This is a genomic window from Escherichia sp. MOD1-EC6098 (assembly GCF_002965865.1).
Taxonomy (GTDB): Bacteria; Pseudomonadota; Gammaproteobacteria; order Enterobacterales; family Enterobacteriaceae; genus Escherichia; species Escherichia marmotae.
Window position 1 is genome coordinate 16,669 of the sequence record NZ_PTSN01000006.1, and the last position, 23,602, is coordinate 40,270.

The following is a 23,602-nucleotide window of genomic DNA, read 5'->3' on the forward strand; positions in this document are numbered from 1 at the left end:
AAATGCTGGTTTTTTGAATGCATAACGACAAAGATCTCTCTACGTGGCAGACATTCCGCCGACTGTGGCCAACCATTGCGCCTTTTAAAGCGGGTCTGATCGTGGCGGGCATAGCGTTAATCCTCAACGCGGCCAGCGATACCTTCATGTTATCGCTCCTTAAGCCACTTCTTGATGATGGCTTTGGTAAAACAGATCGCTCCGTGCTGATGTGGATGCCGCTGGTGGTTATTGGGCTGATGATTTTACGTGGTATCACCAGTTATATCTCCAGCTACTGTATCTCCTGGGTATCTGGCAAAGTGGTAATGACCATGCGTCGTCGCCTGTTTGGTCATATGATGGGAATGCCGGTTTCATTTTTTGATAAACAGTCAACCGGGACTCTGCTTTCACGTATTACTTACGATTCTGAACAGGTTGCTTCGTCATCTTCCGGCGCACTGATTACTGTTGTACGTGAAGGTGCGTCCATCATTGGTTTGTTCGCCATGATGTTCTATTACAGTTGGCAGTTATCGATCATTTTGATTGTGCTGGCACCCATTGTCTCGATTGCAATTCGTATCGTATCGAAGCGTTTTCGCAGCATCAGTAAAAACATGCAAAACACGATGGGGCAGGTGACCACCAGTGCGGAACAGATGCTGAAAGGCCACAAAGAAGTGCTGATTTTTGGTGGCCAGGAAGTGGAAACGAAGCGTTTTGATAAGGTCAGCAACAAAATGCGTTTGCAGGGGATGAAGATGGTGTCCGCCTCGTCCATCTCTGACCCGATCATTCAATTGATCGCTTCTTTGGCGCTGGCGTTTGTTCTGTATGCGGCGAGCTTCCCAAGTGTGATGGATAGCCTGACAGCCGGTACGATTACCGTTGTTTTCTCTTCAATGATTGCACTGATGCGTCCGCTGAAATCGCTGACCAACGTTAACGCCCAGTTCCAACGTGGTATGGCGGCCTGTCAGACGCTGTTCACCATTCTGGATAGTGAACAGGAGAAAGACGAAGGTAAGCGTGAGATTGAGCGTGCTACCGGCGATGTGGAATTCCGTAATGTTACCTTCACCTATCCAGGGCGTGAAGTTCCCGCTTTGCGTAACATCAACCTGAAAATCCCGGCAGGGAAAACAGTTGCTCTGGTTGGACGTTCTGGTTCGGGTAAATCGACCATCGCGAGTTTAATCACTCGCTTCTACGATATCGATGAAGGCGAGATCCTGATGGATGGTCACGATCTACGCGAGTATACCCTGGCGTCATTGCGTAATCAGGTTGCGCTGGTGTCGCAGAATGTCCATCTGTTTAACGATACGGTTGCCAACAACATTGCTTACGCACGTACTGACCAGTACAGCCGTGAGCAAATTGAAGAAGCGGCGCGTATGGCTTATGCCATGGACTTTATCAATAAGATGGATAACGGTCTCGATACGGTAATTGGCGAAAACGGTGTACTGCTTTCTGGCGGTCAGCGTCAGCGTATTGCTATTGCTCGTGCTTTGTTGCGTGACAGCCCGATTCTGATTCTGGACGAAGCCACCTCGGCACTGGATACTGAATCTGAACGTGCAATTCAGGCGGCGCTGGATGAGTTGCAGAAAAACCGTACTTCACTGGTGATAGCCCACCGTTTGTCTACCATTGAAAAGGCAGACGAAATTGTGGTCGTCGAGGACGGGGTCATTGTGGAACGCGGTACGCACAACGATTTGCTTGAACACCGTGGTGTCTACGCGCAACTTCACAAAATGCAGTTTGGCCAATGATTGAAAAAATCTGGTCTGGTGAATCGCCTTTGTGGCGGCTGTTGCTGCCACTCTCCTGGCTGTATGGCCTGGTGAGTGGTGCAATCCGTCTTTGCTACAAATTAAAATTGAAACGCGCATGGCGCGCGCCAGTGCCAGTTGTGGTGGTCGGTAACCTCACCGCAGGTGGCAATGGAAAAACCCCGGTCGTTGTCTGGCTGGTGGAACAACTGCAAAAACGCGGTGTTCGCGTTGGTGTGGTGTCAAGGGGGTATGGCGGTAAGGCCGAGTCGTATCCGTTGTTACTGTCGGCAGATACCACCACGGCACAGGCGGGTGATGAACCGGTGCTTATTTATCAGCGCACTGGTGCGCCTGTTGCGGTTTCTCCCGAACGTTCTGATGCAGTAAAAGTGATTCTGGCGCAGCATCCTGATGTACAACTCATCGTGACTGACGACGGTCTACAGCATTATCGCCTGGCGCGAGATGTAGAAATTGTCGTCATCGATGGTGTGCGTCGCTTTGGTAATGGCTGGTGGTTGCCCGCGGGGCCAATGCGTGAGCGAGCGGGGCGCTTAAAATCGGTTGATGCGGTAATCGTCAACGGCGGTGTACCGCACAATGGTGAAATCCCAATGCATCTGCTGCCGGGTCAGGCTGTGAATTTGCGTACTGGTACGCGTTGTGATGTTGCACAACTTGAACATGTGGTAGCAATGGCGGGGATTGGTCACCCGCCGCGCTTTTTTGCCACGCTGAAGATGTGCGGTGTTCAACCAGAAAAATGTGTTCCGCTGGCCGATCATCAGTCTTTGAATCATGCGGATGTCAGCGCACTGTTAAGTGCCGGGCAAACGCTGATCATGACTGAAAAAGATGCGGTGAAATGCCGGGCCTTTGCAGAAGAAAATTGGTGGTATTTGCCCGTTGACGCACAGCTTTCGGGCGATGAACCAGAGAAACTGCTTGCGCAACTTTCCTCGCTGGCTTCTGGCAACTAATTCCGCCGCGGCAGCGTTCAATAGATGGAGCCATGATGACGCTGCCGTATATTTCCCTTGCCGATGCGCGTAATCTTCACCTTGCCGCGCAAGGCCTGTTAAACAAATCCCGCCGTCGTGCGTCGCCAGAAGATATCCTGTCAACTATCTCCCGTATCTCCCTGCTACAAATAGACACTATCAATATCGTTGCCCGCAGCCCTTATCTGGTACTTTTTAGTCGCCTTGGTAATTATTCTCCGCAGTGGCTGGATGAGTCACTGACACGTGGCGAATTAATGGAGTACTGGGCGCATGAAGCCTGCTTTATGCCGCGTAGCGATTTTCGTCTTATTCGCCACCGAATGCTGGCACCTGAAAAAATGGGCTGGAAATACAAAGACGCCTGGATGCAGGAACATGTAGCAGAAATTGAACAGTTAATTCAGCACATACAAGATAACGGACCGGTACGTTCAGCCGATTTTGAACATCCCCGAAAAGGGGCAAGCGGTTGGTGGGAGTGGAAGCCCCATAAACGGCATCTGGAAGGCTTATTTACTGCCGGAAAAGTCATGGTAGTTGAACGGCGCAACTTCCAGCGAGTTTATGATCTAACCCATCGCGTCATGCCTCACTGGGATGATGAGCGTGATCTCGTTTCGCAAACAGAAGCAGAAATCGCCATGCTGGATAACAGCGCGCGTTGCCTGGGAATATTCCGCGAACAGTGGCTGGCGGATTATTATCGTTTGAAACGTCCTGCACTGTCGGCCTGGCGTGATCTATGTGCTGAACAGCAACAAATTATCCCCATAAATGTGGAGAGATTAGGACAACTCTGGCTGCATGCTGACTTGTTGCCTCTTCTCGAAACAGCTCTCGCGGGGAAACTAACCGCGACGCATAGCACTGTACTGTCACCTTTTGACCCTGTCGTCTGGGATCGTAAACGTGCAGAGCAACTTTTTGATTTTAGCTACCGGCTGGAATGCTACACGCCAGCGCCGAAACGCCAGTATGGCTATTTCGTTCTGCCGTTACTACATCGTGGGCAATTAGTCGGGCGAATGGATGCCAAAATACATCGCCAGGCGGGCATTCTTGAAGTTATCTCCCTCTGGTTACAGGATGGCATCAAACCGACAGCTTCTCTTCAAAAAGGGTTACGCCAGGCGATTACCGATTTTGCTAGCTGGCAGCAGGCGACGCGAGTGACATTAGGGCGCTGCCCACCCGATCTTTTTACCGATTGCCGCACTGGCTGGGAAATAGCCCCCTACGCATAAATGATTATGATAAGATTTATGCATTCATAACCCGATCCATCTGGAGGAACTATGGATCATCGTCTGCTTGAAATCGTTGCCTGCCCGGTTTGCAACGGCAAACTTTGGTATAACCAGGAAAAACAAGAACTGATTTGCAAACTGGATAACCTGGCTTTCCCGCTGCGCGATGGCATTCCAGTTCTGCTGGAAACGGAAGCCCGTGTACTGACTGCCGATGAGAGTAAATCATGAGTTTTGTGGTCATTATTCCCGCGCGCTACGCTTCTACGCGTCTGCCCGGTAAACCGCTGGTCGATATTAACGGCAAGCCCATGATCGTTCATGTCCTTGAGCGCGCCCGCGAATCAGGTGCCGATCGCATCATCGTGGCAACCGATCATGACGATGTCGCCCGCGTCGTTGAAGCTGCGGGTGGTGAAGTATGCATGACGCGCGCCGATCATCAATCAGGCACTGAGCGTCTGGCGGAAGTTGTCGAAAAATGCGCGTTCAGTGACGATACGGTGATTGTTAATGTGCAGGGGGATGAACCCATGATCCCTGCAACAATCATTCGTCAGGTTGCCGATAATCTCGCCCAGCGTGAAGTGGGAATGGCTACCCTGGCTGTACCTATCCACAATGCGGAAGAAGTCTTTAATCCGAATGCGGTTAAAGTGGTTCTTGATGCTGAAGGTTATGCGCTTTACTTTTCACGTGCCACCATTCCGTGGGATCGTGACCGTTTTGCAAAAAGTCTGGAAACCGTTGGTGATAACTTCCTGCGGCATCTCGGTATTTATGGCTACCGTGCAGGTTTTATCCGCCGTTATGTTAACTGGCAGCCAAGCCCGTTAGAACACATCGAAATGTTAGAGCAGCTTCGCGTACTGTGGTACGGCGAAAAAATCCATGTTGCTGTCGCCCGGGAAGTTCCTGGTACAGGTGTGGATACCCCTGAAGATCTCGAGCGCGTTCGCGCTGAAATGCGCTAAGTTAATTTCACGACACTCCACCCGATTTTCGGGGGAGTGTCGTACCGTTACGATTTTCCTCATTTTTCTTTTCAACAATTGATCTCATTCAGGTGACATCTTTTACATTGGCGCTCATTATGAAGGCAGTAGCTTTTATGAGGGTAATCTGAATGGAACAGCTGCGTGCCGAATTAAGCCATTTACTGGGTGAAAAACTCAGTCGTATTGAGTGTGTCAATGAAAAAGCGAATACGGCGTTGTGGGCTTTGTATGACAGCCAGGGAAACCCAATGCCGCTGTTGGCAAGAAGCTTTAGTACGCCAGGGCAAGCACGACAGTTGGCATGGAAAACCACCATGCTGGCGCGCAGCGGGACTATCCGTATGCCAACTATTTATGGTGTGATGACACATGAAGAACACCCAGGCCCCGATGTCCTGTTACTGGAGCGGATGCGTGGTGTTTCTGTGGAAGCACCTGCACGTACACCGGAACGTTGGGAGCATCTGAAAGAGCAAATTGTTGAAGCTCTGTTGGCCTGGCACCGACAGGACAGTCGCGGTTGCGTTGGCGCAGTGGATAATACCCAGGAAAATTTCTGGCCCTCCTGGTATCGGCAACATATTGAAGTGTTATGGACCACGCTCAATCAGTTCAATAACACCGGTTTAACCATGCAGGATAAGCGGATTCTGTTCCGCACCCGCGAATGTCTTCCAGCATTATTTGAAGGATTTAACGACAATTGTGTGCTGATTCACGGCAATTTCTGTTTGCGTAGCATGTTGAAAGATTCGCGCAGCGATCAACTACTGGCGATGGTCGGGCCGGGATTAATGCTTTGGGCACCGCGAGAGTATGAACTGTTCCGACTAATGGATAATACGCTGGCAGAAGATTTACTCTGGAGTTACCTGCAACGCGCGCCAGTGGCGGAGTCGTTCATCTGGCGACGTTGGCTATATGTGTTATGGGATGAAGTTGCGCAACTGGTCAATACCGGACGGTTTAGTCGGAGCAACTTCGATCTGGCATCAAAATCACTCTTGCCGTGGCTCGCCTGATGAACCTTTTAACCACTGCCAGATGCGGCCAAGCGTTTCATAACCGGCCCGGTCGCTATGCATCAACCAGACCGGAGACGGGATTGCCCGTTCCCACGGGTTAAGCGGTGAATCGATCGCCAGTTGATTGGCGGGGGCAGGTAGCGGATTTAACCCTGCATGTTGAAAAAAGATCATCGCGCGCGGCAAATGAGACGCAGAGGTCACCAACAGGAAAGGGGCGTCACCAATTGCCTGTTTCACTGCTGTGGCTTCTTCTTCGGTATCTTTCGGTAAATCCAGCGTAATAATCTGCTCGCGTGGGACACCCAGCGATTGCGCCACTCTGGCCCCCACTTCTGCTGTACTCACCGTATTGGTTTTTGCCACACCCCCCGTGAAGATTAACTTTGATCCCGGATTTTCACGCCACAAACGCACGCCTTCATTCAGGCGTGGCAGACTGTTATTGATTAAATTTGAACTTGGCGCCCACTGCGGGTTCCAGGTATAGCCGCCGCCCAGCACCACTATATAGTCCACTTTTTGTACATTGTTCCATGTCGGATAGGTGCTTTCGATGGGGCGCAGCAGACGATCTGCTACCGGTTGCAAACTTAATAACAAAAGTGCCAGCCATCCTACGCTAATAAATATCTTCCCGGTTTTTTGAAAACGACTAAACCACAGCAGCACCAGGCCAGCACCAATAATCAGCAACATCAGCGGAAGTGGCAGCAGCATACCGCCAATCACTTTTTTCAGTGTAAAAAGCATCCTTTCTGGTTCCTTTTTTAACCATATAGCGAGGGATCGGCAGTGATATTACACCAGACGGGTTCATTCTCGCCTCGGCTGTGACAAAATAGCGCCTTTATCAGAAAACGTCTTAGCCAACCGGTGGAGAAAGCAATGCAGGATCGCAATTTTGATGATATTGCGGAAAAGTTTTCCCGTAACATTTACGGCACCACCAAAGGACAGCTTCGACAGGCTATTCTGTGGCAGGATCTCGATCGTGTGCTGGCGGAAATAGGCTCGCAAAAATTGCGAGTGCTGGATGCTGGCGGTGGTGAAGGGCAGACGGCGATCAAAATGGCCGGGCGTGGGCATCAGGTCATTTTATGCGATCTTTCTGCGCAGATGATCGATCGCGCAAAGCAGGCGGCAGAAGCAAAAGGTGTGAGCGGCAACATGCAATTTATACATTGCGCTGCTCAGGATGTTGCTTCGCATTTGGAAACGCCCGTTGATCTGATATTGTTCCATGCGGTGCTGGAGTGGGTCGCTGACCCCCGTAGCGTGTTACAGACTCTGTGGTCAGTGTTGCGCCCAGGAGGCATGTTGTCGTTAATGTTCTACAATGCGCACGGTTTGCTGATGCACAACATGGTTGCAGGGAATTTTGATTACGTGCAGGCGGGAATGCCGAAAAAGAAAAAACGGACGCTTTCGCCAGACTCTCCGCGCGATCCGGCGCAGGTATATCAGTGGCTGGAAGAAGCTGGCTGGCAAATTACCGGCAAGACCGGCGTTCGCGTGTTTCATGATTATCTGCGTGAAAAGCACCAACAGCGCGATTGCTACGAAGCATTACTTGAATTAGAAACGCGTTATTGCCGTCAGGAACCTTACATTAGCCTGGGGCGTTATATTCATGTCACCGCGCGCAAACCGCAGAGCAAGGATAAAGTATGAGTGAATTTTCCCAGACAGTCCCCGAACTGGTTGCTTGGGCCAGAAAAAACGACTTCTCCATCTCGCTGCCGGTAGACCGTCTCTCTTTTCTGCTGGCGGTGGCCACGCTGAACGGCGAGCGTCTGGACGGCGAGATGAGTGAAGGTGAGCTGGTGGATGCATTCCGCCACGTGAGTGATGCGTTTGAGCAAACCAGCGAAACCATCGGCGTGCGCGCCAACAACGCGATCAACGATATGGTGCGTCAACGTCTGCTGAACCGCTTTACAAGCGAACAGGCGGAAGGGAACGCCATTTACCGTCTGACGCCGCTCGGCATCGGCATTACTGATTACTACATCCGTCAGCGCGAGTTTTCTACGCTGCGTCTTTCTATGCAATTGTCGATCGTTGCAGGCGAACTGAAGCGTGCGGCGGATGCGGCAGAAGAGGGCGGCGATGAGTTTCACTGGCACCGTAACGTCTATGCGCCGCTGAAATACTCGGTAGCAGAAATTTTCGACAGTATCGACCTGACGCAACGTCTGATGGACGAACAGCAGCAACAGGTGAAAGACGATATCGCCCAGTTACTGAATAAAGACTGGCGGGCGGCGATCTCAAGCTGTGAAATGTTGCTTTCGGAAACCTCTGGTACGCTGCGTGAATTGCAAGATACGCTGGAAGCGGCGGGCGACAAATTACAGGCTAACCTGTTGCGCATCCAGGATGCGACCATGACCCATGACGATCTGCATTTTGTCGATCGTCTGGTGTACGACCTGCAAAGCAAACTCGACCGTATTATCAGTTGGGGTCAGCAATCTATCGATTTATGGATCGGTTATGATCGCCACGTACATAAATTTATCCGTACTGCGATCGATATGGATAAAAACCGTGTCTTTGCCCAGCGATTACGTCAGTCGGTACAAACCTATTTTGATGACCCGTGGGCGCTGACTTACGCCAATGCCGATCGTCTGCTGGATATGCGTGACGAAGAGATGGCACTGCGTGACGAAGAAGTGACCGGGGAACTTCCGCCAGATTTAGAGTACGAAGAGTTTAACGAGATCCGCGAACAACTGGCGGCAATCATCGAAGAGCAGCTCGCCGTCTATAAAACCAGACAAGTACCGCTGGATCTTGGTCTGGTGGTACGCGAATATCTGGCGCAGTATCCGCGTGCGCGTCACTTTGATGTTGCGCGCATTGTTATTGATCAGGCGGTACGCCTCGGCGTAGCGCAAGCAGACTTCACCGGACTGCCAGCGAAATGGCAGCCGATTAATGATTACGGAGCCAAGGTACAGGCGCATGTCATCGACAAATATTGAACAAGTGATGCCGGTTAAGCTGGCGCAAGCGCTGGCGAATCCGTTATTTCCGGCGCTGGATAGCGCCTTACGTTCAGGTCGCCATATCGGTCTTGACGAACTGGACAACCATGCATTCCTGATGGATTTTCAGGAATACCTGGAAGAGTTTTACGCGCGTTATAACGTTGAGCTTATTCGCGCGCCGGAAGGTTTCTTCTATTTGCGTCCACGTTCCACCACGTTGATCCCTCGTTCCGTGTTGTCCGAACTGGATATGATGGTTGGGAAAATCCTCTGTTATCTCTATCTCAGCCCGGAACGGCTGGCGAACGAGGGGATCTTTACTCAGCAGGAACTGTATGACGAACTGCTCACCCTGGCTGACGAAGCGAAACTGCTGAAACTGGTAAACAACCGTTCTACCGGTTCAGACGTTGACCGCCAGAAGTTGCAGGAAAAAGTACGTTCTTCGCTAAATCGTCTGCGTCGTTTGGGCATGGTGTGGTTTATGGGCCACGACAGCAGCAAGTTCCGCATTACCGAATCGGTGTTCCGTTTTGGTGCGGATGTGCGTGCTGGTGACGATCCGCGCGAAGCCCAACGTCGCCTGATTCGCGATGGTGAAGCAATGTCTCTGGAAAATCACCTGCAACTCAACGACGAAACCGAAGAGAATCAGCCAGATAGCGGAGAGGAAGAATAATGATTGAACGCGGTAAATTTCGCTCACTGACGCTGATTAACTGGAACGGCTTTTTTGCCCGTACCTTTGACCTCGATGAGCTGGTCACAACGCTTTCCGGCGGTAACGGTGCAGGTAAATCCACCACTATGGCGGCGTTTGTTACGGCGCTTATTCCTGACCTGACCCTGCTGCACTTCCGTAACACCACGGAAGCCGGGGCCACCAGTGGTTCGCGCGATAAAGGTTTGCACGGTAAGCTAAAAGCGGGCGTCTGTTATTCGATGCTCGACACCATCAACTCGCGCCATCAGCGCGTGGTGGTCGGTGTGCGTCTGCAACAGGTTGCCGGGCGCGATCGTAAAGTGGATATCAAACCGTTTGCGATTCAGGGGCTACCGATGTCGGTGCTGCCGACGCAACTGGTGACAGAAACCCTGAACGAACGCCAGGCGCGCGTGCTGCCGCTTAATGAGCTGAAAGAGAAGCTCGAAGCGATGGAAGGCGTGCAGTTTAAGCAGTTCAATTCCATCACCGATTACCATTCACTGATGTTCGATCTGGGCATCATTGCGCGTCGTCTGCGCTCGGCGTCTGATCGTAGTAAATTCTATCGTCTGATCGAAGCCTCACTGTACGGCGGTATTTCCAGTGCCATTACCCGTTCTCTGCGTGACTACCTGCTGCCAGAAAACAGCGGCGTGCGTAAAGCGTTCCAGGATATGGAAGCAGCGCTGCGTGAAAACCGCATGACGCTGGAAGCGATTCGTGTAACGCAGTCCGATCGCGACCTGTTTAAGCATTTGATCAGTGAAGCCACCAACTATGTGGCGGCGGACTATATGCGTCACGCCAACGAACGTCGCGTTCATCTGGATAAGGCACTAGAGTTTCGTCGTGAGCTACACACTTCTCGTCAGCAACTAGCGGCGGAGCAGTACAAACACGTCGATATGGCGCGTGAACTGGCAGAGCACAACGGTGCGGAAGGCGATCTGGAAGCAGATTATCAGGCAGCCAGCGATCACCTGAACCTCGTGCAAACCGCACTGCGTCAGCAGGAAAAGATCGAACGTTACGAAGCGGATCTCGATGAATTGCAGATCCGTCTCGAAGAGCAAAACGAAGTGGTGGCAGAGGCCATCGAACGTCAGGAAGAGAATGAAGCGCGCGCGGAAGCCGCCGAACTGGAAGTGGACGAGCTGAAAAACCAGCTTGCTGACTACCAGCAGGCACTGGACGTCCAGCAAACGCGCGCGATCCAGTACAACCAGGCGATTACTGCACTTAACCGCGCTAAAGAACTGTGTCATCTGCCGGACTTAACTGCCGACAGCGCCGCCGAGTGGCTGGAAACCTTCCAGGCGAAAGAGCTGGAAGCCACCGAAAAAATGCTCTCTCTTGAGCAGAAAATGAGCATGGCACAAACCGCGCATAGCCAGTTTGAGCAGGCTTATCAGTTAGTCGCAGCCATTAACGGTCCGCTGGCGCGTAACGAAGCGTGGGATGTTGCTCGTGAACTGCTGCGCGAAGGGGTCGAACAACGTCACCTTGCAGAACAGGTTCAGCCGCTGCGGATGCGCTTAAGCGAACTGGAACAGCGCCTGCGTGAGCAACAGGAAGCCGAGCGCCTGCTGGCGGATTTCTGCAAACGCCAGGGCAAGAACTTTGATATCGATGAACTGGAAGCCCTGCATCAGGAACTGGAAGCACGCATTGCCTCCCTTTCTGACAGCGTGTCTAATGCCCGTGAAGAGCGCATGGCGCTGCGTCAGGAACAGGAACAACTGCAATCACGCATTCAGAGTCTGATGCAGCGTGCGCCGGTTTGGTTGGCTGCGCAAAACAGCCTCAATCAGTTGAGCGAGCAGTGCGGTGAAGAGTTCACCTCCAGTCAGGATGTCACTGAATACATGCAACAGTTGCTGGAGCGCGAGCGCGAGGCGATTGTTGAACGTGACGAAGTGGGCGCGCGCAAAAACGCCGTTGACGAAGAGATCGAGCGTTTAAGTCAGCCGGGGGGCTCTGAAGATCAGCGCCTGAATGCGCTGGCGGAACGTTTTGGCGGCGTGCTGTTGTCAGAAATTTATGACGACGTTAGCCTGGAAGATGCGCCGTACTTCTCGGCGCTGTATGGCCCCTCTCGTCACGCCATCGTAGTGCCCGATCTGTCGCAGATTGCCGAACAACTGGAAGGTTTAACCGATTGCCCGGAAGATCTCTATCTGATCGAAGGTGATCCGCAGTCATTCGATGACAGCGTGTTTAGCGTTGATGAACTGGAAAAAGCGGTGGTGGTGAAAATTGCCGACCGTCAGTGGCGTTATTCGCGCTTCCCTGAAGTGCCGTTGTTTGGTCGTGCGGCGCGCGAAAGCCGTATTGAAAGCCTTCATGCCGAACGTGAAGTGCTTTCCGAACGCTTCGCCACGCTCTCCTTTGATGTACAGAAAACTCAGCGCCTGCATCAGGCTTTCAGTCGCTTTATCGGCAGCCATCTGGCGGTGGCATTTGAGTCCGATCCGGAAGCTGAAATCCGTCAACTGAACAGCCGCCGCGTCGAACTGGAGCGGGCGTTGAGTAATCATGAAAATGATAACCAGCAGCAACGCATTCAGTTTGAGCAGGCGAAAGAGGGCGTGACAGCGCTTAACCGCATCCTGCCGCGCCTTAACCTGTTGGCTGACGATACGCTGGCAGATCGCGTCGATGAAATCCGCGAACGTCTGGATGAAGCCCAGGAAGCGGCGCGTTTTGTTCAGCAGTTCGGTAATCAACTGGCGAAACTGGAGCCGATCGTTTCAGTGTTGCAAAGCGATCCGGAACAGTTTGAACAGTTAAAAGAAGATTACGCATACTCCCAGCAGATGCAGCGCGATGCCCGTCAGCAGGCATTTGCCCTGACGGAAGTGGTGCAGCGTCGCGCACACTTTAGCTACTCCGACTCGGCAGAAATGCTCAGTGGTAACAGCGATCTCAACGAAAAATTGCGTGAACGTCTGGAACATGCGGAAGCAGAGCGTACCCGTGCTCGTGAAGCACTGCGTGGTCATGCTACACAGTTGAACCAGTACAATCAGGTGCTGGCATCGCTGAAAAGTTCTTACGACACTAAAAAAGAACTGCTTAACGATCTGCAACGCGAATTGCAGGATATCGGTGTGCGTGCCGATAGCGGCGCAGAAGAGCGCGCGCGTATTCGCCGTGACGAGCTACATGCGCAACTCAGTAATAACCGTTCCCGTCGCAACCAACTGGAAAAAGCGCTCACCTTCTGCGAAGCGGAGATGGACAACCTGACCCGTAAACTGCGCAAGCTGGAGCGTGATTATCACGAGATGCGCGAGCAGGTGGTGACCGCCAAAGCGGGCTGGTGCGCGGTAATGCGCATGGTGAAAGACAACGGCGTCGAACGCCGCTTGCACCGTCGCGAGCTGGCTTATCTTTCTGCTGATGATTTGCGTTCCATGTCGGATAAGGCGTTAGGTGCGCTGCGTCTGGCGGTAGCGGATAACGAACATCTACGCGACGTGCTGCGTATGTCGGAAGATCCAAAACGTCCGGAACGTAAAATCCAGTTCTTCGTGGCGGTTTACCAGCATCTGCGCGAACGAATCCGCCAGGATATTATTCGTACCGATGATCCGGTAGAAGCTATCGAGCAGATGGAGATCGAACTTAGCCGTCTGACCGAAGAATTAACCTCCCGTGAGCAGAAACTGGCGATCAGTTCCCGCAGTGTGTCGAACATTATTCGCAAAACCATTCAGCGCGAACAGAACCGTATCCGTATGCTCAACCAGGGCTTGCAGAACGTGTCGTTCGGCCAGGTGAACAGCGTACGTCTGAACGTGAATGTGCGTGAAACGCACGCCATGTTGCTGGATGTGCTTTCTGAACAGCATGAACAACATCAGGATTTGTTTAACAGCAACCGTCTGACCTTCTCGGAAGCGCTGGCGAAACTGTATCAGCGCCTTAACCCGCAAATTGATATGGGGCAGCGCACGCCGCAGACCATTGGTGAAGAGCTGCTGGATTATCGCAACTACCTGGAGATGGAAGTTGAAGTTAACCGTGGTTCCGATGGATGGCTGCGTGCGGAGTCAGGCGCGTTGTCAACGGGTGAGGCCATCGGTACAGGGATGTCGATTCTGGTGATGGTGGTACAGAGCTGGGAAGATGAATCCCGTCGTCTGCGCGGTAAAGATATTTCTCCTTGTCGTCTGCTGTTCCTCGATGAAGCAGCGCGCCTGGATGCCCGTTCTATCGCCACGTTGTTTGAATTGTGTGAACGTTTGCAAATGCAGCTCATCATCGCGGCACCAGAAAATATTAGTCCGGAAAAAGGCACCACCTACAAACTGGTGCGTAAGGTATTCCAGAATACCGAACACGTACATGTGGTTGGTTTGCGTGGCTTTGCGCCGCAGCTTCCTGAAACGCTTCCAGGAACTGACGAAGCGTCTTCCCAGGCAAGTTAAGATTAAGGCGGCAGCGATGTCGCCTTTTTTTTCGAAAACTCCGTTTCTGCACTAAAAAAATGCCGCATTACGGTGCGCTTTTCTTTAAACTTCTTTACATTAGGTTGTGTAAAAACGTATCGACGTTTATATACTGAAGGTAAGCCTGATAAGTAACAGGCTTGCTCGTCATACTTTCGTGAGTATTGGCGTTGTACAGGCAAGTAGAGAAAAGCAGCCTGGCTATTCAAAGTATGATAAAAACAGGGGGCAAGGGATGTTGCTTAACATGATGTGTGGTCGTCGGCTTTCGGCAATAAGTTTTTGTCTGGCCGTAACATTCGCTCCACTGTTCAGTGTGCAGGCTGATGAGCCTGAAGTAATCCCTGGCGACAGCCCGGTGGCTGTCAGCGAACAGGGAGATGTACTGCCGCAAGCGCAAGCGACGGCAATTATGGCGGGGATCCAACCGCTACCAGAGGGTGCGGCGGAAAACGCTCGCACACAAATCGAATCTCAATTACCCGCAGGTTATAAGCTGGTTTATCTTAACCAGCTTCAACTGCTGTATGCCGCACGTGATATGCAGCCGATGTGGGAAAACCGTGATGCGGTTAAAGCTTTCCAGCAGCAACTGGCGGAAGTGGCGATTGCCGGTTTTCAGCCGCAGTTTAATAAATGGGTAGAGTTACTGACTGACCCAGGTGTTAACGGTCTGGCACGTGACGTAGTGTTGTCGGATGCAATGCTGGGTTACCTTCATTTCGTTGCTAACATTCCGGTCAAAGGCACGCGCTGGCTATACAGCAGTAAACCTTATGCGCTCTCAACACCACCGCTCTCGGTCATTAACCAATGGCAGGTGGCGCTAAATAATGGCCAATTGCCAACGTTTGTTGCAGGACTGGCACCGCAGCATCCGCAATATGCCGCGATGCATGAATCTTTACTGACCTTGCTCAGTGATACCAAACCGTGGCCACAACTAACCGGTAAAGCAACGTTGCGTCCTGGCCAGTGGAGTAATGACGTACCAGCACTGCGCGAAATATTGCAGCGCACAGGTATGCTCGATGGTGGGCCGAAAATTACGCTGCCTGGCGATGAAACACCCGCTGATGCAGTCGTTAGCCCATCTGCCGTTGCCGTCGAAACTGCGGAAAAGCAAACAAAGTTTCTTAGTAAACCTAAGCCAACTGTACGTGCCGCCTACGATAATGAGCTTGTTGAAGCGGTTAAACGTTTTCAGGCATGGCAAGGATTGGGGGCAGATGGTGCTATTGGTCCAGCCACACGTGATTGGCTCAATGTGACACCTGCACAGCGTGCAGGTGTGTTGGCGCTCAACATCCAGCGTTTACGTTTGCTGCCTGCGGAGCTTTCTACCGGCATCATGGTCAATATACCGGCCTATTCTTTGGTCTATTACCAGAACGGTAATCAGGTGCTGGACTCGCGGGTGATTGTCGGCCGTCCTGACCGCAAAACACCAATGATGAGCAGTGCCTTAAACAATGTGGTAGTGAATCCGCCGTGGAACGTACCGCCGACGCTGGCACGCAAAGATATTCTGCCGAAAGTGCGTAATGATCCGGGCTATCTGGAAAGCCATGGCTATACGGTGATGCGTGGCTGGAACAGCAAGGAAGCAATTGACCCGTGGCAGGTTGACTGGTCGACGATTACCGCGTCGAATTTACCGTTCCGCTTTCAGCAAGCTCCAGGCCCACGAAATTCGCTAGGACGGTATAAATTTAATATGCCGAGTTCAGACGCTATCTACTTACATGACACGCCTAATCACAATCTGTTCAAGCGTGATACGCGTGCGTTGAGCTCTGGCTGTGTGAGGGTGAATAAGGCATCCGATCTGGCAAACATGCTGTTGCAGGATGCAGGCTGGAATGACAAGCGTATTTCCGATGCTCTGAAGCAGGGAGATACCCGTTACGTCAATATCCGTCAGTCTATCCCGGTTAATCTCTACTACCTGACAGCATTTGTCGGCGCAGATGGGCGTACTCAATATCGTACAGATATTTACAATTATGATCTGCCTGCGCGATCCAGCTCGCAAATTGTATCGAAAGCGGAACAATTAATCAGGTAAATGAAGTAGTTCGGGGAAATCAGTTGTCGTAATAATTGGCATGATTGGGGGCTATTCCTTGTAGCCCCCATCACTGCTGGGGTTGAGTCACCTTGACGTTAGCTTTATGGGCGGTTAAGGTGCACTCTTGTGCGCCAGAAGTGCATATAAACGATAACATTGACCTGTAGACTTGATTACCATGGACAAATTCGACGCTAATCGCCGCAAACTACTGGCGCTTGGTGGTGTTGCACTTGGTGCTGCCATCTTGCCGACCCCTGCGTTTGCGACACTCTCCACCCCACGCCCGCGTATTTTGACACTCAACAATCTCCATACTGGAGAGTCAATTAAAGCGGAGTTTTTCGATGGCAGAGGCTATATTCAGGAAGAATTGGCAAAACTAAACCATTTTTTCCGCGATTTCCGCGCGAACAAAATAAAGTCCATCGATCCAGGATTATTCGACCAGTTGTATCGCCTGCAAGGCCTGTTAGGTACTCGCAAGCCGGTACAGTTAATTTCTGGTTACCGTTCTATCGACACCAATAATGAATTACGCGCACACAGCCGTGGAGTAGCGAAGAAAAGCTATCACACCAAAGGCCAGGCGATGGATTTCCATATTGAAGGCGTCGCGTTAAGCAATATTCGCAAAGCCGCGTTATCTATGCGCGCAGGTGGTGTAGGATATTACCCACGTAGTAACTTTGTGCATATTGATACCGGACCTGCACGGCACTGGTAGCAATCGCTTAACGAAACAGGGGCAGTATGAATTATCGTATTATTCCGGTCACTGCATTCTCCCAGAACTGCTCATTGATCTGGTGTGAACAAACTCGCCTGGCAGCACTGGTTGATCCTGGCGGTGATGCGGAAAAAATTAAACAGGAAGTTGATGCCAGCGGCCTGACGCTGATGCAGATCCTACTGACACATGGCCATCTGGATCACGTTGGTGCAGCGGCGGAACTGGCAAAACATTACGGCGTGCCAGTACTTGGTCCGGAAAAGGAAGATGAGTTCTGGCTGCAAGGCTTGCCTGCGCAAAGCCGCATGTTTGGCCTGGATGAGTGTCAGCCACTGACGCCGGATCGTTGGCTGAATGAAGGCGACACGATCAGCATAGGGAATGTGACTTTACAGGTGTTACATTGCCCAGGGCATACACCGGGTCATGTGGTCTTTTTTGATAATCAGTCAAAACTGCTGATTTCTGGCGACGTCATTTTCAAAGGTGGAGTAGGGCGCAGTGACTTCCCACGTGGCGACCATAATCAACTGATCTCCTCTATCAAAGATAAACTGCTGCCGCTTGGCGATGATGTGACGTTTATTCCAGGGCACGGGCCGTTATCCACCCTCGGCTATGAACGGTTGCATAACCCCTTCCTGCAAGACGAAATTCCCGTCTGGTAAAGGCGCATAAAAAAGCCCGCTTTCACAGCGGGCTTCATTGGTTTTAATGCTTACAGTACAGCCACAATCGCTTCGCACAGCGGAGCCATGTTGTCTGGCGTCATCCCGGCTACGTTCACACGACCGGAAGCCACAGCATACACGCCAAACTCTTCACGCAGACGCAGTACCTGTTCTTTAGTCAGACCGCTAAAAGAGAACATGCCGTTTTGTTTGATAATGAAACTGAAGTCGCGGTTTGCGCCTTTTTCCTGCAGCGTATTAACGAACAATTGACGCATACGCTGAATACGCTGACGCATATCAGTCAGCTCTTGTTCCCAGATAGCACGTAACGCATCATTACTCAGGATAGTGGCAACAACCGAAGCTCCGTGCGCGGGTGGGTTAGAATAGTTCGCACGAATCGCCGCTTTCATCTGGCTGAATGCGCGATCCACGGTTTCACTGTCCGCAGCAACCAGCGTACATGCGCCTACACGCTCGTTGTACAGACCAAAGTTTTTAGAGTAGGAACTGGCGACGATCAGTTCTTTATGCAGAGCTGCGAAAACGCGCAGACCTTCAGCATCTTCTTCCAGACCGCGAGCAAAACCCTGGTAAGCAAAGTCAAACAGCGGTAACCAGCCTTTCTCAACGGAAAGCTGCGCCAGCGTTTGCCATTGCTCCAGTGTAGGATCAATGCCGGTTGGGTTATGGCAGCAACCGTGGAACAGCACCACGTCGCCAGCCTGGGCTTCGTTCAGACTGTTAATCAGGGCGTCGAAGTCCAGAGTATGTTTTTCCGCGTCGTAATAAGCGTATTCACGTACTTCCAGACCTGCAGAGTTAAAGACGCTCTTATGGTTCGGCCAGCTAGGGTTGCTCACCCACACACGCTTAACGTCGGTATTTTTTGCCAGGAAATCGGCAGCCACGCGTAACGCACCAGTACCACCAGGGGTCTGAGCTGTGCGGGCGCGTTTGTCGTTGATTAGGGCGCTACCTTTACCAAACAGCAGTTCCTGGGTGCAACGACCAAATTCAGGAATACCGTCAATGCCGAGGTAGTTTTTGGTGGTTTCATTTTCGAGCAGATACTGTTCAGCCTTTTTAACGCTGGTCAGTACCGGGGTTTTGCCCGTCTCATCTTTATAGACACCAATCCCGAGGTTAATTTTGCCGGGACGTTCATCGGCACGAAACAGATCGGCCAGGCCCAGAATCGGGTCGGCAGGAGCGGCGGTAATGTTCTCAAACATGACGAGGTTCCATTATGGTTACAGAAGGGAAGTCCGCTATCAGGGTAACGGGAGATTTACAAAATTCCAACTATTACTGATGAAAACACCGGCTGTTTTTGCAAGACGTGAGATTGCTCTGGAAGGCATAAAAAAAACAGGACCAAAGTCCTGTTTTTTCGGCATTTAACAAAGAGGTCTGCTATTAGAACTGGTAAACGATACCCACAGCAACTGTGTCGTCAGAACCTACGCCCAGTTTGTTGTCAGAATCGATCTGGTTGATGATGTAGTCAACATAGGTAGACATGTTTTTGTTGAAGTAGTAGGTTGCGCCCACTTCAACATAGTTCACCAGATCAACATCACCGATACCACCTTCTACGTCTTTCGCTTTAGATTTGGTGTAAGCGATGGACGGACGCAGACCGAAGTCAAACTGGTATTGTGCAACTAACAGGATATCTTGCGTTTTGTTAGCAAAGCCGCCGGTGATCGGCGTAGCGTTACGGGTTTCACCGTAGTTTGCTGCCAGGTAGATGTTGTTCGCATCGTACTTCAGGCCGGTAGCCCACTGTTCAGCTTTTTTACCCTGGCCGAGAGGCTGGGCTTCCTGCAAGTTTGTACGGTCAGCAGCACCATAAGCACCAACGATACCAAAGCCTTCGAATTCGTAGCTGATGGAGCCGCCAACACCGTCGCCGTTAGAACGACGTGCGGTGTCGCGTTCGTTTTTACCCAGGTACTGAACAGCGAAGTTCAGGCCGTCAACCAGACCAAAGAAGTTGGAGTTACGGTAAGTTGCAACGCCGCCAACACGACCAACGAAGAAGTCATCGCTGTATGCAGTGTCACCACCAAATTCCGGCAGCATATCGGTGTAACCCAGTGCGTCATAAACCACACCATAGTTACGACCGTAATCGATTGAGCCAGCATCAGCAAATTTCAGACCAGCGAACGCCAGACGGGTTTTGTTGCCATTTTGGGCATCAGAACCCTCAGAGTTGTTACCCTGGAAGTTGTATTCCCACTGACCGTAACCGGTCAGATCAGAATTGATTTGAGTTTCCCCTTTAAAACCAAGACGGGCATAGGTCATATCGCCATTGCCACCGTAACTGTTTTCACCGTTACCCTTGGAAAAATAGTGCAGACCGACAGCTTTACCGTACAGATCTACTTTGTTGCCATCTTTGTTATAGATTTCTGCAGCGTTTGCAGTTCCTGCTACTAACAGAGCAGGGACGATCACTGCCAGAATGTTGCGCTTCATCATTATTTATTACCCTCATGGTTTTTTTTATGACACCTGCCACTGCCGTCAATAAGTTTCGTCAATAAATATTTACGGAGCTATTGATGAAAGTTTGGTGTCTTTATGTATCTGCAGGCATCTTTCCATTCAAACTAACGTTTCGCTACCGTGAAAGTGCTACAAATATAAAGATATAGTTACAAAAAGAAAAAATGTGTAACCAAGTATTGATTTTAAGGAACTTTGTGAACACCGTCATATTTCCACCAGGATTTAATGATATTTATGGCGGATCTTATATATGTATATGATTTACTTATATTAAATCTAACTAAACAGAAATTTTCTTTCTGATGATTTCTCTCTGTGACTTCTCTCTAATACACTTTCAGCCATCCAGAAAGCCAATAATAAGTATAAAAATTGTGCTATCAGATAAGAAATGACTAATCCTCAATAAGGCTATGGGTTATTTTTTGTTCGCAAATGTTGCAGAGAAACATTCCGTAACAGGAAGATTGCTTTGGCAGGGTTGCAATTAGATTGATTGACTTAACAAACAGATAACTTGACAGAAGGGGATAAAAAAGAGCCAGCGGGTGCTGGCTCTCGGAAAAGTTAAATTAGAAACTGGCGTTACGTGGAGTGCGTGGGAACGGAATTACGTCACGCACGTTTTGAACGCCAGTCACGTAGGCGATCAGGCGTTCAAAACCAAGACCGAAACCGGAATGTGGAACAGTACCGTAGCGACGCAGATCGCGATACCACCAGTAATCTTCTTTATTCAGGCCCATCTCCAGCATACGTTCGTCCAGAACGTCCAGACGCTCTTCACGCTGGGAACCACCAATGATCTCACCGATACCCGGAGCCAGAACGTCCATTGCTGCAACGGTTTTACCGTCTTCGTTAAGGCGCATGTAGAACGCTTTAATGTCTTTCGGATAGTTTTTCACGACTACCGGCGCTTTAAAGTGTTCTTCTGCCAGGTAACGTTCATGCTCGGAAGAGAGATCCACACCCCAGTAAACCGGGTTTTCAAATTTCTTACCGCAGTTTTCGAGGATGGTTACCGCGTCGGTATAATCCACCTGCGCGAAGTCTGCCTCAATGAAACGCTCCAGACGTGAAACTGCATCTTTATCCACGCGTTCAGCGAAGAATTTCATATCGTCAGCACGTTCTTCGAGAACCGCTTTAAAGACGTATTTCAGCATGGCTTCTGCCAGGCCGGCGATATCGTTCAGGTTAGCAAACGCGACTTCCGGCTCCAGCATCCAGAATTCCGCCAGGTGACGGCTGGTGTTGGAGTTTTCTGCACGGAAAGTCGGGCCGAAGGTATAAATTTTAGACAGCGCACAGGCATAAGTCTCGCCGTTTAACTGGCCTGATACGGTCAGGAACGACTCTTTACCGAAGAAATCTTTGTCGAAATCAACTTTGCCCTGATCGTTACGCGGCAGGTTTTCCAGATCCAGTGTTGAAACACGGAACATTTCGCCAGCGCCTTCGGTATCGGATGCGGTGATCAGCGGTGTAGAAACCCAGAAGAAACCTTGTTCGTTAAAGAATCGATGCAGTGCCTGCGCCAGCGTGTGGCGAACGCGCGCAACGGCACCAATCAGGTTGGTACGTGGACGCAGGTGAGCGACTTCACGCAGATACTCAATGCTGTGGCGTTTTGCTGCCATCGGGTAAGTGTCTGGATCTTCAACCCAACCAGCGACTTCAACATTGCTGGCCTGAATTTCAAATTGTTGCCCCTGGCCCGGCGACGCCACGACTTTACCCGTCACAATGACCGAGCAACCGGTGGTCAGACGCAGTACGTCTTCATTGTAATTGGGCAGAGAATTATTGATGACAGCCTGTACAGGATCAAAGCAGGAACCGTCATAAACGGCGAGGAAGGAGATGCCAGCTTTTGAATCTCGGCGGGTACGTACCCATCCGCGCACGGTGACTTCGCTGTCAACGGCTACGCGGCCCTGGAGTACGTCGGCTACAGGCACAACGCTCATAATATTCTCTCTGTTAATAGTCGGAAAAAATAAACACTTGTCCACCCGTGAAATGGGGGGATACCTATGTTACCTGGCATCCGCAATCAGACAAGCAGAATTCGCAGATGCAGCGAAAGATTTCGGAATTAAAGGTAAAAAAGGGAGCCGTTATGGCTCCCTGATGATATTAACTGGCTTTTTTAATGTGCGGAAGGTCGAACGCTTTACGAAGTGCGCGAACAAACGCCTTGTCGTGGCAGATTGTTTTGCCAGGACTGTCAGAAAGTTTCGCCACAGGTTTACCGTTACACTCCACCAGCTTAATCACAATATTCAGTGGCTTGACTTGGGGGATATCGCAGGTCAGGCGTGTACCTATACCAAAACTTAATTGCACACGGGAAGAGAAGTGGCGATAAAGCTCGACCGCTTTGCGTAAATCCAGATTGTCAGAGAAAACCAGCGTTTTGCTCTGAGGGTTGATTCCCAGCGTCTCATAATGCGCGATGGCTTTTTCGCCCCATTCTACCGGGTCGCCAGAGTCATGACGCAGCCCCTGATAGCGGCTGGCAAATTCCACGCCGAAATCACGCAAGAATGCGTCCATAGTAATGCAATCGGTTAACGCAATTCCCAGTTGATCGGGATATTCATTGAGCCATGCGGCAAGTGCAGCACGTTGGCTGTTGGCAAGATCCGGGCTGATTTGTTGATGCGCCTGGAACCATTCGTGAGCCTGAGTTCCCATTGGCGTGAGGGAAAGCCGACGCGCCAGATCGTAGTTACTGGTGCCAACGAACCAGGATTCTTGTTGCAAACGTTGAACGATGGTTTCCTGGACTTCGCGGGAAAAACGTCGGCGGGTGCCGAAATCCATCAGATGGAAGCGCGACATATCGAGATCGGCAGTTAACGCCGAGAAGTCGACTAATTTGCTTTCCAGCGTATCAAGGGCTTGCGCAACGTCGGCCTGCGGTGAGCGGTGGCGATGTACCAGTTCACTGATGACCGCCAGCAAAGGAACTTCCCAGAGGATGACTTCACGCCACGGACCGCTTAAACGAATATCCAGCTTGCCGTTATCGTTGGTGACGGTGACCTGTTCCGGGTTAAAGCGGAACTCGCGCAACCAGTTGAGGTAGTCGGCCTTAAAAAAAGGCAGGGCAGAGAGCCATTGATATTCATCATCCTGCAGGCGCAGACGCTGCATCGCCTGGACCTGTTCACGAATAGCATCGGCATAAATACCCAGCAGATCGTCACCTCGGCAACGAAACTCCGCCGCGACATGCACATCATAATAGTGATGAAACACGGCTTGCTGCATATGCAACTTATAAGCATCTGTATCCAGCAGCGAGTGCAGAACAGGAGAAGCGAATTGTGTCATAGGTGCGCAGTAGCGTCCTCGTACGGGAGCGTTTAGTACAATAAACATCTTCAG

18 protein-coding genes are annotated in these 23,602 nt (G+C 51.1%); 13 read left to right on the forward strand and 5 right to left on the reverse strand.

Annotation, left to right across the window (positions count from 1 at the left end):
- Positions 1–17: 17 nt before the first annotated feature.
- The 6 genes from msbA to C0K55_RS08540 all read left to right on the forward strand — a co-directional run bounded on the left by msbA (position 18) and on the right by C0K55_RS08540 (position 6,040).
- Complete coding sequence (gene msbA / locus C0K55_RS08515) at positions 18–1,766, forward strand: lipid A ABC transporter ATP-binding protein/permease MsbA (RefSeq protein WP_000551252.1); 1,749 nt, start codon at positions 18–20, stop codon at positions 1,764–1,766.
- The gene (lpxK, locus tag C0K55_RS08520; RefSeq protein ID WP_001516115.1) at positions 1,763–2,749 is read left to right on the forward strand and encodes a tetraacyldisaccharide 4'-kinase; all 987 of its coding nucleotides are present in this window, start codon (positions 1,763–1,765) and stop codon (positions 2,747–2,749) included. Before msbA ends, lpxK begins: the two co-directional genes overlap by 4 nt.
- A gap of 35 nt (positions 2,750–2,784) precedes the next feature.
- A complete protein-coding gene (ycaQ, locus tag C0K55_RS08525) occupies positions 2,785–4,017 on the forward strand; it encodes a crosslink repair DNA glycosylase YcaQ (protein WP_001516116.1) in 1,233 nt (410 codons plus the stop codon).
- A gap of 51 nt (positions 4,018–4,068) precedes the next feature.
- Positions 4,069–4,251 (forward strand): protein YcaR, encoded by a 183-nt coding sequence (gene ycaR / locus C0K55_RS08530; protein WP_000350069.1) that lies wholly within the window; start codon positions 4,069–4,071, stop codon positions 4,249–4,251.
- The gene (gene kdsB / locus C0K55_RS08535) at positions 4,248–4,994 is read left to right on the forward strand and encodes a 3-deoxy-manno-octulosonate cytidylyltransferase (protein ID WP_000011587.1); all 747 of its coding nucleotides are present in this window, start codon (positions 4,248–4,250) and stop codon (positions 4,992–4,994) included. The genes ycaR and kdsB overlap by 4 nt, the downstream gene beginning before the upstream one ends.
- A 152-nt stretch (positions 4,995–5,146) precedes the next feature.
- A complete protein-coding gene (locus C0K55_RS08540; RefSeq protein ID WP_000436936.1) occupies positions 5,147–6,040 on the forward strand; it encodes a YcbJ family phosphotransferase in 894 nt (297 codons plus the stop codon).
- Here C0K55_RS08540 and elyC read toward each other — a convergent pair.
- Positions 6,017–6,796 carry an envelope biogenesis factor ElyC gene (gene elyC, locus C0K55_RS08545; RefSeq protein ID WP_000899544.1) on the reverse strand — a complete coding sequence of 260 codons (780 nt, stop codon included), beginning with the start codon at positions 6,794–6,796 and terminating at the stop codon, positions 6,017–6,019. The two genes, C0K55_RS08540 and elyC, sit on opposite strands and share 24 nt — an antisense overlap.
- A gap of 135 nt (positions 6,797–6,931) precedes the next feature.
- Between elyC and cmoM the strand changes: the two genes are divergently transcribed.
- The 7 genes from cmoM to gloC all read left to right on the forward strand — a co-directional run bounded on the left by cmoM (position 6,932) and on the right by gloC (position 17,674).
- A complete protein-coding gene (gene cmoM / locus C0K55_RS08550) occupies positions 6,932–7,717 on the forward strand; it encodes a tRNA uridine 5-oxyacetic acid(34) methyltransferase CmoM (RefSeq protein ID WP_001516118.1) in 786 nt (261 codons plus the stop codon).
- Positions 7,714–9,036 carry a chromosome partition protein MukF gene (mukF, locus tag C0K55_RS08555; RefSeq protein ID WP_001288861.1) on the forward strand — a complete coding sequence of 441 codons (1,323 nt, stop codon included), beginning with the start codon at positions 7,714–7,716 and terminating at the stop codon, positions 9,034–9,036. The genes cmoM and mukF overlap by 4 nt, the downstream gene beginning before the upstream one ends.
- Positions 9,017–9,721: a chromosome partition protein MukE gene (mukE, locus tag C0K55_RS08560; protein WP_010329756.1), complete on the forward strand. Its 705-nt coding sequence runs from the start codon at positions 9,017–9,019 to the stop codon at positions 9,719–9,721. Before mukF ends, mukE begins: the two co-directional genes overlap by 20 nt.
- Positions 9,721–14,181 (forward strand): chromosome partition protein MukB, encoded by a 4,461-nt coding sequence (mukB, locus tag C0K55_RS08565; RefSeq protein ID WP_000572625.1) that lies wholly within the window; start codon positions 9,721–9,723, stop codon positions 14,179–14,181. The genes mukE and mukB overlap by 1 nt, the downstream gene beginning before the upstream one ends.
- A 256-nt stretch (positions 14,182–14,437) precedes the next feature.
- Positions 14,438–16,270 (forward strand): L,D-transpeptidase, encoded by a 1,833-nt coding sequence (gene ldtD / locus C0K55_RS08570; RefSeq protein WP_105266691.1) that lies wholly within the window; start codon positions 14,438–14,440, stop codon positions 16,268–16,270.
- Positions 16,271–16,451: 181 nt separating this feature from the next.
- Positions 16,452–17,000: a YcbK family protein gene (locus tag C0K55_RS08575; protein ID WP_001516120.1), complete on the forward strand. Its 549-nt coding sequence runs from the start codon at positions 16,452–16,454 to the stop codon at positions 16,998–17,000.
- A gap of 26 nt (positions 17,001–17,026) precedes the next feature.
- Entirely contained in the window at positions 17,027–17,674 is a 648-nt protein-coding gene (gene gloC / locus C0K55_RS08580; RefSeq protein WP_001109447.1) for a hydroxyacylglutathione hydrolase GloC, read from the forward strand.
- A 50-nt stretch (positions 17,675–17,724) separates the two neighbouring features.
- On the opposite strand, the gene aspC is transcribed toward gloC, so the two are convergent.
- The 4 genes from aspC to pncB all read right to left on the reverse strand — a co-directional run bounded on the left by aspC (position 17,725) and on the right by pncB (position 23,548).
- Complete coding sequence (gene aspC, locus C0K55_RS08585) at positions 17,725–18,915, reverse strand: aspartate transaminase (protein WP_000462674.1); 1,191 nt, start codon at positions 18,913–18,915, stop codon at positions 17,725–17,727.
- A gap of 184 nt (positions 18,916–19,099) precedes the next feature.
- Positions 19,100–20,173, reverse strand: a complete 1,074-nt coding sequence (gene ompF / locus C0K55_RS08590) for a porin OmpF (protein WP_000977929.1) — start codon at positions 20,171–20,173, stop codon at positions 19,100–19,102.
- A gap of 602 nt (positions 20,174–20,775) precedes the next feature.
- On the reverse strand, positions 20,776–22,176 hold the full coding sequence (asnS, locus tag C0K55_RS08595) for an asparagine--tRNA ligase (protein ID WP_000117892.1): 1,401 nt from the start codon (positions 22,174–22,176) through the stop codon (positions 20,776–20,778).
- 169 nt (positions 22,177–22,345) lie between these two features.
- Positions 22,346–23,548 carry a nicotinate phosphoribosyltransferase gene (gene pncB, locus C0K55_RS08600; RefSeq protein ID WP_105266944.1) on the reverse strand — a complete coding sequence of 401 codons (1,203 nt, stop codon included), beginning with the start codon at positions 23,546–23,548 and terminating at the stop codon, positions 22,346–22,348.
- Positions 23,549–23,602 lie beyond the last annotated feature (54 nt).

What these genes read in the sequence shown, in the direction of transcription:
- gloC (WP_001109447.1), top strand. Translation starts at nt 17,027, where the DNA reads ATGAATTATCGTATTATTCCGGTCACTGCATTCTCCCAGAACTGCTCA.
- ycaQ (WP_001516116.1), top strand. Translation starts at nt 2,785, where the DNA reads ATGACGCTGCCGTATATTTCCCTTGCCGATGCGCGTAATCTTCACCTT.
- aspC (WP_000462674.1), bottom strand. Translation starts at nt 18,915, where the DNA reads ATGTTTGAGAACATTACCGCCGCTCCTGCCGACCCGATTCTGGGCCTG.
- asnS (WP_000117892.1), bottom strand. Translation starts at nt 22,176, where the DNA reads ATGAGCGTTGTGCCTGTAGCCGACGTACTCCAGGGCCGCGTAGCCGTT.
- mukB (WP_000572625.1), top strand. Translation starts at nt 9,721, where the DNA reads ATGATTGAACGCGGTAAATTTCGCTCACTGACGCTGATTAACTGGAAC.
- ompF (WP_000977929.1), bottom strand. Translation starts at nt 20,173, where the DNA reads ATGATGAAGCGCAACATTCTGGCAGTGATCGTCCCTGCTCTGTTAGTA.
- ldtD (WP_105266691.1), top strand. Translation starts at nt 14,438, where the DNA reads ATGTTGCTTAACATGATGTGTGGTCGTCGGCTTTCGGCAATAAGTTTT.
- cmoM (WP_001516118.1), top strand. Translation starts at nt 6,932, where the DNA reads ATGCAGGATCGCAATTTTGATGATATTGCGGAAAAGTTTTCCCGTAAC.
- elyC (WP_000899544.1), bottom strand. Translation starts at nt 6,796, where the DNA reads ATGCTTTTTACACTGAAAAAAGTGATTGGCGGTATGCTGCTGCCACTT.
- pncB (WP_105266944.1), bottom strand. Translation starts at nt 23,548, where the DNA reads ATGACACAATTCGCTTCTCCTGTTCTGCACTCGCTGCTGGATACAGAT.
- msbA (WP_000551252.1), top strand. Translation starts at nt 18, where the DNA reads ATGCATAACGACAAAGATCTCTCTACGTGGCAGACATTCCGCCGACTG.
- mukE (WP_010329756.1), top strand. Translation starts at nt 9,017, where the DNA reads ATGTCATCGACAAATATTGAACAAGTGATGCCGGTTAAGCTGGCGCAA.
- kdsB (WP_000011587.1), top strand. Translation starts at nt 4,248, where the DNA reads ATGAGTTTTGTGGTCATTATTCCCGCGCGCTACGCTTCTACGCGTCTG.
- ycaR (WP_000350069.1), top strand. Translation starts at nt 4,069, where the DNA reads ATGGATCATCGTCTGCTTGAAATCGTTGCCTGCCCGGTTTGCAACGGC.
- lpxK (WP_001516115.1), top strand. Translation starts at nt 1,763, where the DNA reads ATGATTGAAAAAATCTGGTCTGGTGAATCGCCTTTGTGGCGGCTGTTG.
- C0K55_RS08575 (WP_001516120.1), top strand. Translation starts at nt 16,452, where the DNA reads ATGGACAAATTCGACGCTAATCGCCGCAAACTACTGGCGCTTGGTGGT.
- mukF (WP_001288861.1), top strand. Translation starts at nt 7,714, where the DNA reads ATGAGTGAATTTTCCCAGACAGTCCCCGAACTGGTTGCTTGGGCCAGA.
- C0K55_RS08540 (WP_000436936.1), top strand. Translation starts at nt 5,147, where the DNA reads ATGGAACAGCTGCGTGCCGAATTAAGCCATTTACTGGGTGAAAAACTC.